Source organism: Sphingobium sp. MI1205 (genome assembly GCF_001563285.1).
In the GTDB taxonomy this organism is placed as follows: domain Bacteria; phylum Pseudomonadota; class Alphaproteobacteria; order Sphingomonadales; family Sphingomonadaceae; genus Sphingobium.
This window is the reverse complement of record NZ_CP005188.1, coordinates 1,470,023-1,485,699: the sequence shown is the minus strand read 5'-3', so window position 1 is coordinate 1,485,699 and position 15,677 is coordinate 1,470,023. Positions and strand designations below refer to the sequence as shown.

Here is a 15,677-nt window from a genome sequence, read left to right as displayed (position 1 = left end):
CTTGCTCAACTCCCGTCAGCCCGCCAGCCGGTCGATCATATATTGCGTTATCAGGCACACGCCGCTGTCCGTCCGGCGAAACCGCAGTGCGTCATGATCCGGGTCTTCGCCTACGACGAGTCCCGGCGGGATCACCACTTCGGAATCCAGCACGCATTTATGCAGCCGCGCGCCCCGCCCGATGACGCAATCAGGCATGATGATGCTTTCCGTTATGGACGAGAAACTATGCGTACGCACACCGGAAAACAGCAGGCTGCGGTGCAGCGCCGACCCGGACACGATGCACCCGCCCGCGATCAGCGAAGACGTCGCAGACCCGCGCCGACCCTCTTCATTATGAACGAACTTGGCGGGCGGCGTGACTTCGGAATAGGTCCATAGCGGCCAGTTTCGGTCGTACAGGTCCAGTGACGGCACCACTTCGGTCAGGTCGATATTCGCCTGCCAATAAGCGTCCAGCGTTCCCACATCGCGCCAATAGGGCACAGGCTCGCTTTCGGCGCGGACGCAACTGCTCGAAAAGCGGTGCGCGACCGCCTTTCCATGTTTCACGATATGCGGAATGATATCGCCGCCAAAATCGCGCCCGCTGTTCGGATCGTCGGCGTCCCGCCGCAATTCCTCGATCAGAAAACGGGTGCGGAATACATAAATACCCATCGACGCCAGCGCCACGCCCGGATTGCCGGGGATGCTGGGCGGCTTCTTGGGCTTTTCGACAAAGGCGGTAATGACGTCCTGTTCGTCGACATGCATGACGCCAAAGCCGGTTGCGTCCCGCAACGGCACCTCCAGGCATCCGACCGTGACGTCAGCGCCACTGTCGACATGCTGCTGAAGCATCAGCTCATAATCCATCTTGTACACATGATCGCCCGCCAGGATGACCATATATTCGGGCGCATAGCTTTCGATGATATCGATGTTCTGGAACACGGCGTCGGCCGTGCCTTCATACCATTGGCTTTCCGAAACGCGCTGGCTGGCCGGCAGGATGTCGAAGCTCTCATTCCGCTCCGGCCGCAGGAAATTCCACCCGCGCTGCAAATGCCGGATCAACGAATGCGCCTTGTACTGCGTCGCCACGCCCATGCGGCGGATGCCGCTGTTGAGCGCGTTGGACAGGGCGAAGTCGATAATCCGCGCCTTGCCGCCGAAGTGCACGGCGGGCTTGGCGCGCCGGTCGGTCAGCTCGGCAAGGCGGCTGCCACGCCCGCCTGCCAGGACATAGGCCATGGCGTCACGAGCGATCGGCTGATGTCTCGGTTGCATAGAGCTGCTCTCCTTCATGCTCGCGACCGCCTTCGCGCGTTCGTCAGTTTCAATAATCCAGTTCCAGCATCAGGGTTGCCAACGGCGGAATGACAATCTCTGCCCACCCATCATCATCCGCGAAAACGGAACCCAGATTTCCCGCACCGCTGCCGTCATAATCCGCAGAATCGCTATTCATGATCTCGCGCCACCGTCCGGCAGCGGGCAGGCGGATGCGGTAATTCTGCCGCAGTATCGGCGTATAATGGCTGATGACGACGATCGGCGCTTCACCCGGCGCTCGCCGCGCCCATGCGAAAACGGAATCCGCAGCCGCATCCACCAGCACCCATTCAAATCCGTCCGCCTCGCAGTCGCGCGCGTGCAGTGCGGGGCGGGACCGGTAGAGCCGGTTGAGGTCGCTCACCAGATGCTGCACCCCCTGATGCGGACCATGCTCCAGCAGATGCCAGTCCAGCGCCCGCGCCTCGCTCCATTCCTGGCGCTGGGCAAATTCCTGCCCCATGAACAGCAGCTTCTTGCCGGGATATCCCCACATCATCGCATAATAGGCGCGCAGCGTGGCGAACTTCTGCCAGTCATCCCCCGCCATCTTGTGCAGCAACGATCCCTTGCCATGCACCACTTCGTCATGGCTCAGCGGCAGGACGAAATTCTCGGTAAAGGCGTAGAGCAGGCCGAAAGTGATGTCGTCATGATGGTGGCCGCGATGCACCGGATCGCGCGCCAGATAGCGTAGCGTGTCGTGCATGAAACCCATATTCCATTTGAACCCGAATCCCAGGCCGCCTTCATGCACCGGGTGCGACACCTTCGGCCAGCTGGTCGATTCCTCGGCAATCGTCATGACGCCGCGATGGGTGCCATATAGCGCCTTGTTCATCTGCTGGATGAAATCGACCGCTTCGACATTCTCTCGGCCGCCCTGCGCGTTGGGGATCCACTCGCCTGCCTTGCGCGAATAGTCGAGGTACAGCATCGACGCGACCGCATCCACCCGCAGTCCGTCGACATGATAACGCTCGGCCCAGAACAGCGCATTGTTGATCAGAAACTGGGCAACCTCCCGCCGCCCGAAATTGTAGATCGCGGTGTTCCAGTCGGGATGAAAGCCCTTGCGCGGGTCTTCATGCTCATAGAGCGCCGTGCCATCGAAGCGCGCCAGCCCATGCGCATCGGTCGGGAAATGCGCAGGCACCCAATCGAGTATCACGCCCACTCCCGCACGATGGGCGCCATCCACGAAGCGGGCGAAGCCGTCAGGCTCGCCGAACCGTGCTGTCGGGGCATAGAGGCCGGTCGTCTGATACCCCCAGCTTGGATCATAGGGATATTCGCTGACCGGCAGGAACTCGATATGGGTAAAGCCCATCCCCACCACATAGGGGATCAGGCGGTTCGCCAATTCGTCCCAGCTCAGGAAATTCCCGTGCCCGTCTTTCTGCCAGGACCCGGCATGAACCTCATAGATTGAAATGGCCTCGCGGCGCGGATCGACCTTCGCCCAATAGCCGCGGTGCCGTTCATCACCCCAGACATGACCGGGATGGTCCGCCACGATCGAGGCCGTGGATGGGCGCAATTCCGACCGGAAAGCGAAAGGATCTGCCTTCAACGGCAACAGCGCGCCGTCCGCGCCCATGATCTCGAACTTATATGGGCTCCCCGGCCCAACCTCGGGCAGGAATATCTCCCACACGCCCGCATCCTGCCGCCGCCGCATCAGGCCCCGACGTCCATCCCATCGGTTGAAGTCGCCGACCACCGACACACGTTTGGCATTGGGCGCCCATACAGCGAAATGGGTGCCTTCAACGCCTTCATGCCGGATGAGATGCGCGCCCATCTTGTCGAACAGCCGCCCGTGCGACCCTTCCGCGAAATAATAATCGTCCAGCGGCCCCAGCACCGGGCCAAAGCCATAGGGGTCGATCATCTGATATTCGCCGCCGTCGGCATAGGTCGCGCGGTAACGCAGCGGCTGGCGTTTTTTCACCGCGACGTTGCCGCAAAAAAGCCCCCGCGCATCGACCTGCGCCAATGTGCCGACCTGCTTACCGTCAAGCCGATATGCCGTGACATCGACCGCTTCAGGCAGCAGCACACAGGCCGTAAAACCCTTGTCCGCCGGATGAACGCCCAGCGTGGCGAAAGGATCGTCCTCCCGTCCCTCCAGCAGCCGGGCGATCTTTTCCGGCGTCAGCACCGGGGCATGCAGCCCGTCATCACATCACCTTCCAGATATCGGTCGCATATTCCCTTATGGTCCGATCCGATGAAAACCACCCCATCCGCGCGACATTGTGGATCGCCAGTTTGGCCCATTGCGCCTGATCGCGCCAGACCGCATCGACATTTCGCTGCGCCGACGAATAGCTTTCGAAATCCGCCGCCACCATGAACCAGTCATGGTCATATAGCCCCTGGATCAAGTCGCGGTAACGGCCTGGATCGTCGGGGGAAAAGACACCGCTGGCGATCGCCTGCAACGCCTGCCCCAGCTCACGGCTCTGCTCGATAACCTCGCGTGGATTATAGCCGCTCGCGCGCCGTTCGTTCACTTCCTGCGCGGTCAGGCCGAATATGAAGATATTGTCGTCGCCCACATGGTCGCGCATCTCGACATTCGCGCCGTCCAGCGTGCCGATCGTCAGCGCGCCGTTGACCGCGAACTTCATGTTGCCGGTGCCCGACGCCTCCATGCCAGCGGTCGAAATCTGCTCCGACAGGTCCGCCGCAGGTATCATCATCTCGGCCATAGAGACGTTGTAGTTAGGCACGAACTGCACCTTCAGCAGGCCCTGCACCGCCGGGTCATGATTGACAGCTCGCGCAACATCGCCTGCCAGCTTTATGATCAGCTTGGCGTTGTGATAGCTGGGCGCGGCCTTGCCCCCAAACAGCTTGACGCGCGGCGCCCAGTCCCGCTCCGGGTGCGAACGGATCTGATCATAGAGCGACACCGCCTCGATGATGTTCAGCAGCTGGCGCTTATATTCGTGAATGCGCTTTATCTGGATATCGAACAGCGCGTCCGGGTTGATCCGCGCATTCACGCGGCTCCGCAGCAGGTCTGCCAGCGCAACCTTGTTCGCCCGTTTCACGGCCAGGAATTTCTCCTGAAAGGCGCTGTCGTCGGCAAAGCGATCGAGATCGCGCAGCGCTTCGGGATCATCCATGAACCGGTCGCCAATCGCTTCACGGACCAATCCGAACAGGCCGGGATTGCATTGCATCAGCCAGCGGCGGAAAGTGACGCCGTTGGTCTTGTTGTTGATCCGCGCTGGATACAGCCGGTGGAAATCGGCGAACACCGTCTCTTTCATCAGCTCGGTATGCAGCGCCGACACGCCGTTGACGCTATGGGATCCCGCAAAGGCCAGGTTGCCCATCCGCACCCGCCGCTCGCCCCCCTCGTCGATCAGCGAAATCGCACCGATCGCCTTGTCGTCAAAATGTCCCGACCGCCGCGCTTCGCCCAGCAGGCGACTGTTCACCGCATAGACAATCTGCATGTGCCGGGGCAGCAACCGCTCGAACAGCGGCACGGGCCAGCTTTCCAATGCCTCGGGCAACAGCGTGTGGTTGGTATAGCTGAACGTCCGCCGTGTGATGTCCCACGCCTCGTCAAAATCGATCCCGTGATCGTCGAGCAATATACGCATCAACTCCGCCACGGCGACGGCGGGGTGCGTGTCATTGAGCTGGATCGCGGCCTTGTCCGCCAGCGTCCTGATGTCGCCAAAATATTGCTGATGCCGCCGCACGATGTCCTGCAACGAAGCGGACGAGAAGAAATATTCCTGCCTCAGCCGCAGTTCCTGCCCCGCCGGCGAACTATCCGCCGGATACAGCACCCGCGTCAGCGACTCTGCCCGGTTGCTTTCCGCCAGTGCGCCCAGATGGTCGCCCGCATTGAACCGGTCGAGCAGGATAGGGTCGATGGGCTGCGCTTCCCACAGCCGCAGCGTGTTGACGCGCTTGCCCCGCCAGCCTGCTATCGGCGTATCATAGGGCGTCGCGATCACCCGTTCGCTGGGCCGCCAATGCATCTGGTGAGGGCTGGCTTCATCGCCATCCGCCGGATCGACCCGGCCGCCAAAGCCGATCTCATAGCTCGCCTCGCGCCGCTCGAATTCCCAAGGGTTGCCGTGCGTCAGCCAGGTTTCGGGTAGCTCCACCTGCCATCCGTCCGAAATCTCCTGCCGGAACATGCCGTTCACATAGCGGATGCCATAGCCATAGGCAGGCACATCGACCGTCGCCATGCTTTCCATGAAACAGGCCGCCAGCCGCCCCAGGCCACCATTGCCCAGCGCAGCGTCCGGCTCCAGCGCCGCGATAATGTCGATGTCCACGCCCAGCGAGCTAAGCGCCGCCTGCACATCGTCCAGCATTTCCATGTTGGACGCCGCATCGCGCATCAGCCGCCCGATCAGGAACTCCAGGCTCAGATAATAGACCCTCCGTCCCTGTTCCTCATAGGTTTTCTGCGTGGATGCGATCCACGCGTCGATCACCCGGTCGCGGATCGACAGGATCACCGCATGCAGCCAGTCATGGGGCTTTGCCGCCTCGGCATTCTTGCCCAGGCGATAGGTCAGCCGTTCGACGATCTCATGGGCAAGAGCCTGCGGATCGACTTGCCGGGGCGCAGGCTTGGGAAGCGTGGCGTTGCCTTTGAGGTTCATGGCATTGGGTCCCCTTGGCTGAATTCGAACCCGATGATTGCACAGCCCGCTCATTCTCGCCAACAGCAAATTTTGCAGCGCAGCATAATCTTTATAAGGTGATCAGCACCGTCTGTCGCTGATCGCCCGGCGAATGCCTTTGCGAAATTCCCGGCGCACCGGATAGACATTGGAAGGCAAATGCTGCGTCATCAGCAAACCGATGATCTTTTCCTGAGGGTTGACGAAGAAAAAGGTCGAAAATACGCCGCCCCAAAAATATTCGCCGCTGGTCAGGTCGGTCGCAACGCCCAGGCCAAATCCAACGCCCGCATAATCCGCCTCGCTGAACATGGACGCCGAATGACGAGCGAGGTCTCCGCCGCCGGGCAAGTGATTGGCGTACATGCCGGCGACCGTGTCGCCCTTCACAAGGCGCACGCCATCCAGTTCGCCACCCCGCATCAGCATCCGTGCAAACCGGTGATAATCCGCCGCTGTCGATATCAGCCCGCCGCCACCCGAACGAAAGCGCAACCGTCGTCGCCAGCCGCTCCGCGCACCGCGATCGTAGAGGGATCGCCGCCCGTCCAGGCCGAGCTGCCACGCGTCCGTCATTCGATCCACCTTCTCCTCGGGCAGTTCGAAAAATGTATCCCGCATGCCGAGCGGGGTGAAGATGCGCTCCGCGAAAAAGGCGTCCAGCGTCTGCCCGCTAAGCCGTTCAACCAACACGCCCAGCACATCGGTGGAAACCGAATAATTCCAGCGTTCGCCGGGCGAAAACTCCAGCGGCAACTCCGCCAGCGTCTCGATAAATTCATCAGGGCTGCGCTTCTGCTGAAATTCATCCAGACCCAGTTCGCGATAGCGCGCGTCGATCGCTGTCTGGCGCTGCAGACCGTATGTCAGGCCGGACATATGCCCCATCAGGTCGATCATCCGCATCGGCTGGCGCAGCGGCCGCCGGTCTCCCCCGACGCGCAGCCTTGAAAATTCCGGCAGGACATTTGTCACCGGATCGCCCAGCGCGACAAGCCCCTGCTCGACCAGCATCATGAAGGCGAGCGATGTGACCGGCTTCGTCATCGACGCAATCCGAAACAGCGAGTCATCCGTCAGCAACTCGCCCGTCGCCCGGCTCATGCCACTGACATGCGACAACAGCACGCGCTCGTCCCGCGAGACCAGCAACCGCAAATGGGGAAGTTTGCCTGTCGCGACATAATTGTCGTGCAGTGCGTGAGCCAGCGCTTCCAACCGCGCCGCGTCCATCCCGCACGCTTCCGCTGCCGCTACGTCAACCCTGGTCGTCGCCTGCATTCTGCCTCCACATGCGCCCTGCCTCCTCCGGCTAGAGCAGCCCCGCCTTGAGGACAATGGCGGCTGCGACCTTCGCTTGTCCATTGCCAAAGCCCCGTCCGGCCCTCTATCTCAACCCGCCTCATCAGCACAGGACCCAAACGGGCATGGCCACTGGCCTATCATCGATATTTCTGGCGAACCGCCCTGCGTTGCTGCGCTTCCTGCGCGCGCGCGGCGCGGGCGAAGACGCCGAGGATCTGTTGCAGGACATGTGGATGAAGCTGGAGGCCAAGGATCTTGGCCCCATCGCAAATCCGCTGCCCTATCTGTACAGGACCGCGAACAATCTGATGCTCGACCGCTATCGCTCCGCCACGCGCCGGGGGAAAAGGGAGCAGGACTGGGCGGAAGGCGCCGGCGGCGTCATGGCCGACCCCAGCGAGGACATAGCCGTCGATGAACGAATGATCCTGGCCGAGCGTCTGCAAGAGGCCGAAGCCGTGCTGCGCGACCTTGGCCCTCGCGTCGAACTTGTCTTTCGCCGGTTCCGGATCGAGGGGGTCGGGCAGCGGATGATCGCGGAGGAACTGGGCGTCAGCCTGACCACGGTGGAGAAGGATCTGCAAAAGGCCTATCGCGCGCTGATGGCCCTTCGGCAAAGGCTGGATACGGAATGAGCAAGCTGGCGGCGTCTCTCGCGGCAAGGGGGCGTATATGACAGGGGCCAACCTGATGTTGCACGAGGAAGCGCTCGGATGGGTCATCCGCACGCGCGATCCGGATTTTATGGATTGGGACGCCTTCACCCTGTGGCTGGAGGCTGACCCTGCACATGCGTCTGCCTATGATGAACTGATGGCAGCCGACGCCGACCTGGCGGACATCGTACCGGCCGATCCGGTCTTTCCCTCCACGCCCGCCAATGATCCGGGTCAGCGACAATGGCGGCCGATGCGCTGGATCGGCGGCGGGGCGATGGCCGCCGCCCTGGTCGCCGCGCTTTCGGTCGCCAGCTGGAACCGCTCCGACATCTACACCGTCACCACGCGCCCCGGCGAAACGCGCAGCATCGCTCTGGACGACGGCACGCGCATCGACATGAACGGCGGCACGACGCTGCGGCTGGATCATAAGGACAGCCGCTTCGCCGCGCTGGACAGCGGAGAAGCCGCCTTCACCGTGCGCCATGACGCCAGCGATCCCTTCCGCGTCACGGTCGGCGAAGCCGTGTTCGAGGATGCGGGCACCGTCTTCAATATCGTCCATAGCGCGGGCGTGACGCGCATCGGCGTGTCGGAAGGCGAGGTCATCTATAACCCGCAGGCGCAGGCCATCTCCCTCCCCGCCGGTCGCGGGCTGACGCAGGACGCCAGCGGGCTGCATGTCATGAATGTCGCCCCCGACACCGTCGCCAGTTGGCGTCAGGGGCGGCTCAGCTACGACAACATGCCTGTGGCGCAGATCAGCGCGGACATCGCCCGGTCGCTGGGCGTCCGTGTGACTGCGACTCCCGTGGCAGGAGCGTCCCGCTTCACGGGCACGATACGGATCGATCGTAACGCGCCCCGTTTTTTCGCCGCCGCCGCCCCTCTCATGGGCCTTTCCGCCGTCCGGCAGGGCGACGGCTGGCTGTTGAAGGAAGGGGATGCACCGGCACGCTGACATCATTTTCGTCACCGCCCTAGCAATCGCGGCCGCAGTTCCTGCTCATGCGGCGGACAGACAGATGGTCAGCATCGCCCCCGGAAGGCTGGGCGAGGCGGTGATCCTGCTCGGCCGTCAGACGGGATCGAGCATCGGCATTTCCGACCAGTCGCTCGCGGCGCTTCCTACGCCAGCGGTCAACGGTCGCTTAACAGCCGAAGCGGCTTTGAAACGGTTGCTGCGGGGCCTCGGCGCCAGCGTCCAGCGGATCGACGCAAACACATGGCGCCTCGTCCGCAAAGCGCCGCATCGCCCCGATGCCAAAGCAGTCCCGCCGCAAACCGCGCCCATCGCTGCGCCGCCCCCGACGGAAATCATCGTCACCGCGTCGAAGCGCGACCTGCCGCTGCCCCGCTATCCCGGTTTGGTCGAGGTCGTGGATTCTAACGCGCTCCCCAGTGGAGAGGCCGCTGCAGGCACCGCCAGCCTGCTTAGCCGGGTCGCCAGCCTCAGTTCGACGCATGCAGGGTCCGGCCGCAACAAGCTCTTCCTGCGCGCGATCGCCGATTCCGCCGTTGCCGGGCCGACCCAGGCGACGACCGGGCAATATCTGGGCGACATGCGCCTCAACTACGCCGCGCCCGATCCCGACCTGCGGCTCTACGACATGCAGGGTGTCGAAGTGCTCGAAGGGCCGCAGGGCACACTCTATGGCGCAGGCTCGCTGGGCGGCATCATCCGCATGATCCCCAATCCGCCCAACCTCGCCCGATATGGCGGCAATATCTCTGCTGGGCTCAGCGCAATCCAGAATGGCGATCCGGGCGGCGACCTGTCCGCGACGCTCAATGTCCCCATCGTGTCCGAAAGGCTGGCGCTGCGGCTTGTCGGCTATGGCGTCAGGGAGGGCGGATATATTGACGACGTTGGGCGCGGACTTGATGACGTCAACCGCACCGCCACCTATGGCGGCCGTGCGAACCTGCGCTTCGCCCCGGACGAAGACTGGACCATCGACCTTGGCGGCGTCTACCAGCATATCAAGGGTGACGATGCGCAATATGCCGACCGGACGATAGGCGATCTGTCCCGCGCCTCCAGCGTCGCACAGCCCTATTCATCCGACTATGCGCTCGTAAATCTGCGCGTGGAGCGGCAATGGAACGACCTGCGTTTCATTTCCTCGACCGGGTATGTCCGCAACATATTGTCCGAAAGCTATGATGCGACGCAGCCCTACACTCCCGCCAGCCTGTTCCGGCAGCGGAACCGCGTTTCCATTTTCTCCACCGAAAACCGCCTGGTGCGCGATCTCAACAATGGCCTGGGATGGATAATCGGGGCTTCCTACCTCGAAAGCACATCCGCGATCACCCGTTCGCTGACTTCCTTCGGCGCTGCGCCCGTACAGGCGCAGGTGATACCGGGCGTCCCGCTCTATGGCAGCGGCCAGCCCGCGACCACCACGGGCGTTCGCAACCGCATCCGCGAAGCCACCATGTTCGGGGAAGCCTCGTTCGAGCTGGCGGCCGGACTGGTCGTGACGGCGGGTGGCCGCCTGACCAACAGCAGGCTTTCCGGCCAGGCGCTCGATCCAATCCCCTTATTGTCCAGCGCCGACATTGCGCGGGCAGAGGCGCAGGCCGATCGCAATGAGACGATCTTTCTTCCCTCGCTTTCGCTGCTCAGCGATGCCGTGCAGGGACTGACCGTCTACGCCCGCTTTCAACAGGGCTTCCGTCCCGGTGGGTTGGCGGTGGATGACCAGCATGTGCGACGCTTCAGCAATGACCGGATTTCGACCCTGGAGGCCGGTTTCCGCAAGGGAATGCCTGGGCGCGATCCGATCGCGCTCAGCGCCAGCTTTGCCTATACCGACTGGCGCGACATTCAGGCGGATGTGATCGACCGAATCGGATTGCCAGCGACAGCCAATATCGGTGATGGGCGCATCTACACGGTTGAAGGCCGCATCGCCGTCCGGCCGCTGCCGGCGCTGACCCTGGACGGCAGCATCATCTATAATGACAGCCGCCTTCACCGGCCGACGCCTTTCGTTCGGGCGCTGACCACGGCGGATCAATCGCTGGCGCTGCCCAATGTCGCCAATCTGGGCGGCAGGCTGGCGATCGACTACCGCCGTTGGATCAGCGACGACATCAGCCTGCACCTCACCGGATCAGCGCGCTATGTCGGCACGTCCCGCCTTGGCGTGGGGCCAATTCTCGGCCGCAATCAGGGCGATTATGTCGATACCGCGATGACCGCCAGCGTCTCGCGCGGGCCGCTTCAGCTTTCGCTCACCCTGACGAACCTGCTGGACAGCGGGGGCAATCGCTTCTCGCTGGGCACGCCCTTTGACCTGCGCGGCGATTATGTCACGCCGCTTCGTCCCCGGACCGTGCGGATGGGGATCGATTTCGCCTTCTGATCTCTCGTCCGTTCATTTTCGCTGACGGAACAGCCGGTTCGGTGTCGTCCCTCGACCATGCGCGCTCATCAAAAAGCCGCGACTACAGGGAGACATCATGCGACATATTCTGGCCTGTACGGCCATCGCGCCCGTTCTGGCGGCCCTCACCCTCGCCGACGCAGCAGCGGAAACCACCATCACTTCATCCACTACCACCCCGGTCCGGACGTCAACCGCCGCCAACGGAGCCGCCGACGACCTGTCGATCGGAACCGGCGGTTCCATTACCCTCACCAGCGGAACAGCCGTCACGATCGACAGCAACAACAAGGTTACAAACGCTGGCACGCTGGAGATCACGGGAGCGGACAATGCGACGGGCATTCTGGCGCTGCCCGGCACCAGCGGCGACATCGTCAATAGCGGCACGATCACGCTGGACGAAGATTACACCCCCACTGACAGTGACGACGACGGCGACAATGACGGCTCCTTCGCAGAAGGGACAAACCGCAACGGCATCTTCGTTCAGGCAGGCGCGCCGCATGTCGGCAACATCGACAATAGCGGCACCATTTCGATCGAAGGCAACCAGTCGGCGGGCATCCGCCTTGCCGGGCCGCTGACGGGCAACCTGTCCAATAGCGGCACGATCAGTGTCGTGGGCGATAATAGCTACGGGCTCATCGCAAACGACATATCGGGCAATGTGACCCTGCGCGGATCAATCTCCGCGACCGGCGCGAACAGCACCGGCGCAGCGTTGCTGGGCGACATTGGCGGAGCGCTCAAGATCCAGGGATCGATCAGCAGCACCGGCTACCGTTCCACCAGCAGGCCGAGCGATACGAGCGAGCTGGACGCGGACGACCTGTTGCAAGGCGGCTCAGCCGTCACGATCGCCGGCAATGTAGCAGGCGGCGTTATTTTCGATATACCCCCTACGCTCGACAGCGACGATAGCGACGTCGATAATGACGACCTGACCGACAGCAGCGAAGGCAGCGCCGCCATCGCCACCTATGGCTCGGCTGCGGCTGTTCAGATCGGCTCCGCTACCGCCAACACCAGCATCGGGGCGGTTGCTGCCGAAACCTCTGGATATGGCGTCATCGTCAAGGGCACGATCGCCGGCTACGGCATCTATGACGGAGTGGATGCCAATGGCCTCGTGATCGGGGGTCTTGGCGGCAATGTGTCCGTGACCAAAGGTCTGCTGGTCAGCGGCACTGTGGCGGCAATCTCTGCCGACAGCAACGCGACGGCGGTCCGTCTGGGTGCGGGAAGCAGCGCCCCCACGATTGAGGTTTCCGGTACGGTCAGCAGCAGCGGCTCAAGCCTGTCGGGCACCTCCGCCCGCGCACTGGTGATCGATGCAGGGGCAAACAGCAGCACGATCAAGATCAGCGGTTCGCTCAGCGCGACGGCGGCCAGCAGCGAAGAGGGGACGGCTATCGCCCTTCTCGACTCTTCGGGCACCGTCACTTCCGTCAGCAACAGTGGCAAGATCTCCGCGACCGGCGGCATGGCCGGGGCGAACACCGCCATCGACCTGACCGCCAACAGCAGCGGCGTCACGCTGACGCAGACCGCCGCTTCGGCGACCGCGACCGCGCCATCGATCACGGGCGACGTTCGCCTCGGATCGGGCAATGACGTCATGACGGTCTCCGCCGGACAGATCACCGGCGCAGTCGATCTTGGCGCGGGCAGCAACCAGTTGAGCCTGTCGGGCGCATCGGCCCTCACCGGCGACGTGAAGCTGGGCAGCACCGCGTCGGCACTTTCTCTTGCCAACACATCCACCCTGACGGGCTCCGTCGATTTCGGCGGGGGCGCATTGACGCTCACCCTCTCCGACAATGCCGTCCTCACCGGCGCACTGCTGAACGGGGGCGCGACCGCCGTGGCGCTGAACGGCGGGACGCTCGACGCCACCGACAGCGGATCAATCGCCCTCGGCTCACTGACGGCGAGCGGCACTTCCATCCTTGGCGTCACCATTGATGCAGCGGCGGGCACCAATACCGTCTACGATGTAGCGGGCACCGCGACCTTTTCCGCCGGATCGCAAGTGAAGGCGACGCTTGCCAGCGTGGGCGACGCAGCAGGCGACTATGTCATCCTTCGCGCTGGAACGCTAAACGGCGCGCCCGCCCTGTCGGCCGATGCGTTGCTGCCCTACATGTTCAAGGGAACAGTGGCCGGAGACAGCTCCACCGGCGAAGTCCGCCTGTCGATCGCGGCCAAGAGCGTGCAGGAACTCGGCCTGTCCGGCTCCAACGCCAGCGCCTATTCCGCCATCTTCAACGCGCTGGATAATGACAGCGCGATTGCCGACAGCTTTCTGGCAATCACCAATGGAGAGGCGCTGACCGCAAACCTGCGGCAGATGCTGCCCGATCATGCCGGTGGCGCGTTCGAAGCAGTGACGTCAGGATCGCGCGCAACCGCACGGATATTATCCGATCCCGGCGGCATATACCGGACCGCGGACGGCCGTCTGGGCTTCTGGTTGCAGCAGGTGGCCTTCGGCAGTTCCAAGAGCATCGGCAACACCGCATCCTACGACATCAGCGGTTGGGGCGCGAGCATGGGCGCGGAATATCTCAGCCGCCTGGGCGCGTTCGGCGGATCCTTCGCCTATATCCATGGCAGCGATTCTCCGAAGGACACGAACAACAGCGTCGATTCCGACCAGTTCGAACTGGCCGCCCACTGGCGGGGAAGCTGGGGACCGTTGCAAAGCTTTGCCCGTGTCTCGGCGGCGCACATCGACTTCGGGGGGACGCGCCGGTTTGAAAGCGGCGACGTCACCCGCACGGCAAATGGCGACTGGTCGGGTAAGCTCTACTCGGCAGCGGCGGGGGCATCCTATGAAATGCGCTTCAATCGCTTCTCCCTGCGTCCTGCGGTCGGGATCGACTATTACCGTTTGAAGGAAGGCGGCTATGACGAAACCGGCGGCGGCGACGGCTTCAACCTGATGGTCGAAGGGCGGACGAGCGACGAGCTGGCGGCGAACGGCACCCTGTCCCTTGGCTATGACCTCGGCAGCCTCGATCGCAGCGAAGGCTGGATGCGCGTCGAACTGGAGGGCGGTCGCCGTCAGATCATCGGCGGATCGCTGGGTTCAACGGTCGCGCGTTTTGCCGGTGGGCAAGCCTTCACCCTGGTCGCGGAAGATCGGACCAATGGCTGGACCGGCCGTGCCCGGTTGATCGGCGGCACCGACAGCTTCCGGGTCGGCGGCGAATTCAGCGCCGAAGAACAGCAGGATCATGTCGCTCTCGCTTTAAGGGCGACGGTTAACTTCATCCTGTGACGTCTGACTGATGAAAAGCTGGCGGGCACACCCCACGACCCTCCTGGTCCGCCAGCCCTGCCATGAGGCGCGCCCGTCCCCCGGGATGCGCCTTGTGGGTGGGACGCCGTTTGCTCCTCAGGCGGCGTCCCCTTTCCTTATGGATGGACGGCGAAGTCGAAGATGCGCGCCGATCCTGTGCCATTGCCCCACATGCCGGGGCCGGCCCCCGCGCTCACCGAATAGAGAAAGCCATATTCGCCCGCCGCCAGGTCAGTTTTCGGCGTTACCTTGAACACGCCCGGTGTCACCTGTTCATAATCGAAAGCGATGCGATCCCTGTCCATCACCCCGGCCTTCGCGCCCGCCAGGTTCATGCTGCCCACCCGCGTCTCACGCCGGTCCTTCTTGACGTCGAAACGGATGAGGGTGAACTCGTTGGGGGACGTGATCGCGCTCGCTGGCCCGGACAGCCACAGCGAAGGCGCCCCGGCCTGTGACAGGCCGCGCGTTGCTTCGTCGAAATAGAAATAGAATGTCGGTCGGCCCCGCCCGGTCCGAACCCTCGCCGTGACATTCGGAATCACCGCCTTGATGCTGAGCGACGCAATCCCGCCGGTAAAGGCATAGCCCAATATCCCGCCGGTCTTGCTCTGGTTCGACGTCGTCGGGTCGATCCGCACCATGCGGGATTCGCTCAGCAGGTAAAGCCCCGACGGATGCGGCACCAGCGGGTCGGGCGAATCCGCCGAGAACACCGCCTTTGCCGAAACTGCTCCCTGCGATCCTGACTCAATCATCGCCGCGATCACCGGCCCCGGCACGCCACGCTTCTTGAGCGCGATCAGATCGTCGGTGGACAAGGCATAATGGCCGGCCGACGCCCGTATCTTGGCGATGACCGCATCATCGCCCAACCCCGCCTGAACCAGCGTAACGACCATGTCATTGGTCAGCGTTTCGGCCTTGGCCGCGACGGGCAGCGCAGCCACCATCATGGCCAGCGCCACCAAAACCTTGCGTGCCTTCATGTCTGATCCCCCGGTTGCCGGAAGCCCCCGCT

At 63.2% G+C, this 15,677-nt stretch carries 9 protein-coding genes; 4 read left to right on the top strand and 5 right to left on the bottom strand.

Annotation, left to right across the window (positions count from 1 at the left end; genetic code table 11):
• Positions 1-15: 15 nt before the first annotated feature.
• The 4 genes from glgC to K663_RS07085 all read right to left on the bottom strand — a co-directional run bounded on the left by glgC (position 16) and on the right by K663_RS07085 (position 7,271).
• Positions 16-1,275, bottom strand: a complete 1,260-nt coding sequence (gene glgC / locus K663_RS07100) for a glucose-1-phosphate adenylyltransferase (RefSeq protein WP_062115904.1) — start codon at positions 1,273-1,275, stop codon at positions 16-18.
• Positions 1,276-1,324: 49 nt separating this feature from the next.
• Positions 1,325-3,484, bottom strand: a complete 2,160-nt coding sequence (glgB, locus tag K663_RS07095; protein WP_062115901.1) for a 1,4-alpha-glucan branching protein GlgB — start codon at positions 3,482-3,484, stop codon at positions 1,325-1,327.
• A 19-nt stretch (positions 3,485-3,503) separates the two neighbouring features.
• Positions 3,504-5,969, bottom strand: a complete 2,466-nt coding sequence (locus K663_RS07090; RefSeq protein WP_062115898.1) for a glycogen/starch/alpha-glucan phosphorylase — start codon at positions 5,967-5,969, stop codon at positions 3,504-3,506.
• 102 nt (positions 5,970-6,071) lie between these two features.
• Entirely contained in the window at positions 6,072-7,271 is a 1,200-nt protein-coding gene (locus tag K663_RS07085) for a serine hydrolase domain-containing protein (protein WP_062115895.1), read from the bottom strand.
• Between the two features lie 146 nt (positions 7,272-7,417).
• On the opposite strand from K663_RS07085, the gene K663_RS07080 reads away from it, so the two are divergent.
• The 4 genes from K663_RS07080 to K663_RS07065 all read left to right on the top strand — a co-directional run bounded on the left by K663_RS07080 (position 7,418) and on the right by K663_RS07065 (position 14,635).
• Positions 7,418-7,930 (top strand): RNA polymerase sigma factor, encoded by a 513-nt coding sequence (locus K663_RS07080; protein WP_062115892.1) that lies wholly within the window; start codon positions 7,418-7,420, stop codon positions 7,928-7,930.
• 55 nt (positions 7,931-7,985) lie between these two features.
• Entirely contained in the window at positions 7,986-8,915 is a 930-nt protein-coding gene (locus tag K663_RS07075) for a FecR family protein (protein ID WP_062115889.1), read from the top strand.
• Entirely contained in the window at positions 8,899-11,328 is a 2,430-nt protein-coding gene (locus tag K663_RS07070) for a TonB-dependent receptor domain-containing protein (protein ID WP_062115886.1), read from the top strand. Before K663_RS07075 ends, K663_RS07070 begins: the two co-directional genes overlap by 17 nt.
• A gap of 97 nt (positions 11,329-11,425) precedes the next feature.
• Entirely contained in the window at positions 11,426-14,635 is a 3,210-nt protein-coding gene (locus K663_RS07065) for an autotransporter outer membrane beta-barrel domain-containing protein (protein WP_062115883.1), read from the top strand.
• Positions 14,636-14,772: 137 nt separating this feature from the next.
• Here K663_RS07065 and K663_RS07060 read toward each other — a convergent pair whose 3' ends face one another.
• Complete coding sequence (locus K663_RS07060; RefSeq protein ID WP_062115879.1) at positions 14,773-15,645, bottom strand: hypothetical protein; 873 nt, start codon at positions 15,643-15,645, stop codon at positions 14,773-14,775.
• Positions 15,646-15,677 lie beyond the last annotated feature (32 nt).

What these genes read in the sequence shown, in the direction of transcription:
- glgC (WP_062115904.1), bottom strand. Translation starts at nt 1,275, where the DNA reads ATGCAACCGAGACATCAGCCGATCGCTCGTGACGCCATGGCCTATGTC.
- K663_RS07090 (WP_062115898.1), bottom strand. Translation starts at nt 5,969, where the DNA reads ATGAACCTCAAAGGCAACGCCACGCTTCCCAAGCCTGCGCCCCGGCAA.
- K663_RS07085 (WP_062115895.1), bottom strand. Translation starts at nt 7,271, where the DNA reads ATGCAGGCGACGACCAGGGTTGACGTAGCGGCAGCGGAAGCGTGCGGG.
- K663_RS07080 (WP_062115892.1), top strand. Translation starts at nt 7,418, where the DNA reads ATGGCCACTGGCCTATCATCGATATTTCTGGCGAACCGCCCTGCGTTG.
- K663_RS07075 (WP_062115889.1), top strand. Translation starts at nt 7,986, where the DNA reads ATGTTGCACGAGGAAGCGCTCGGATGGGTCATCCGCACGCGCGATCCG.
- K663_RS07070 (WP_062115886.1), top strand. Translation starts at nt 8,899, where the DNA reads ATGCACCGGCACGCTGACATCATTTTCGTCACCGCCCTAGCAATCGCG.
- K663_RS07065 (WP_062115883.1), top strand. Translation starts at nt 11,426, where the DNA reads ATGCGACATATTCTGGCCTGTACGGCCATCGCGCCCGTTCTGGCGGCC.
- K663_RS07060 (WP_062115879.1), bottom strand. Translation starts at nt 15,645, where the DNA reads ATGAAGGCACGCAAGGTTTTGGTGGCGCTGGCCATGATGGTGGCTGCG.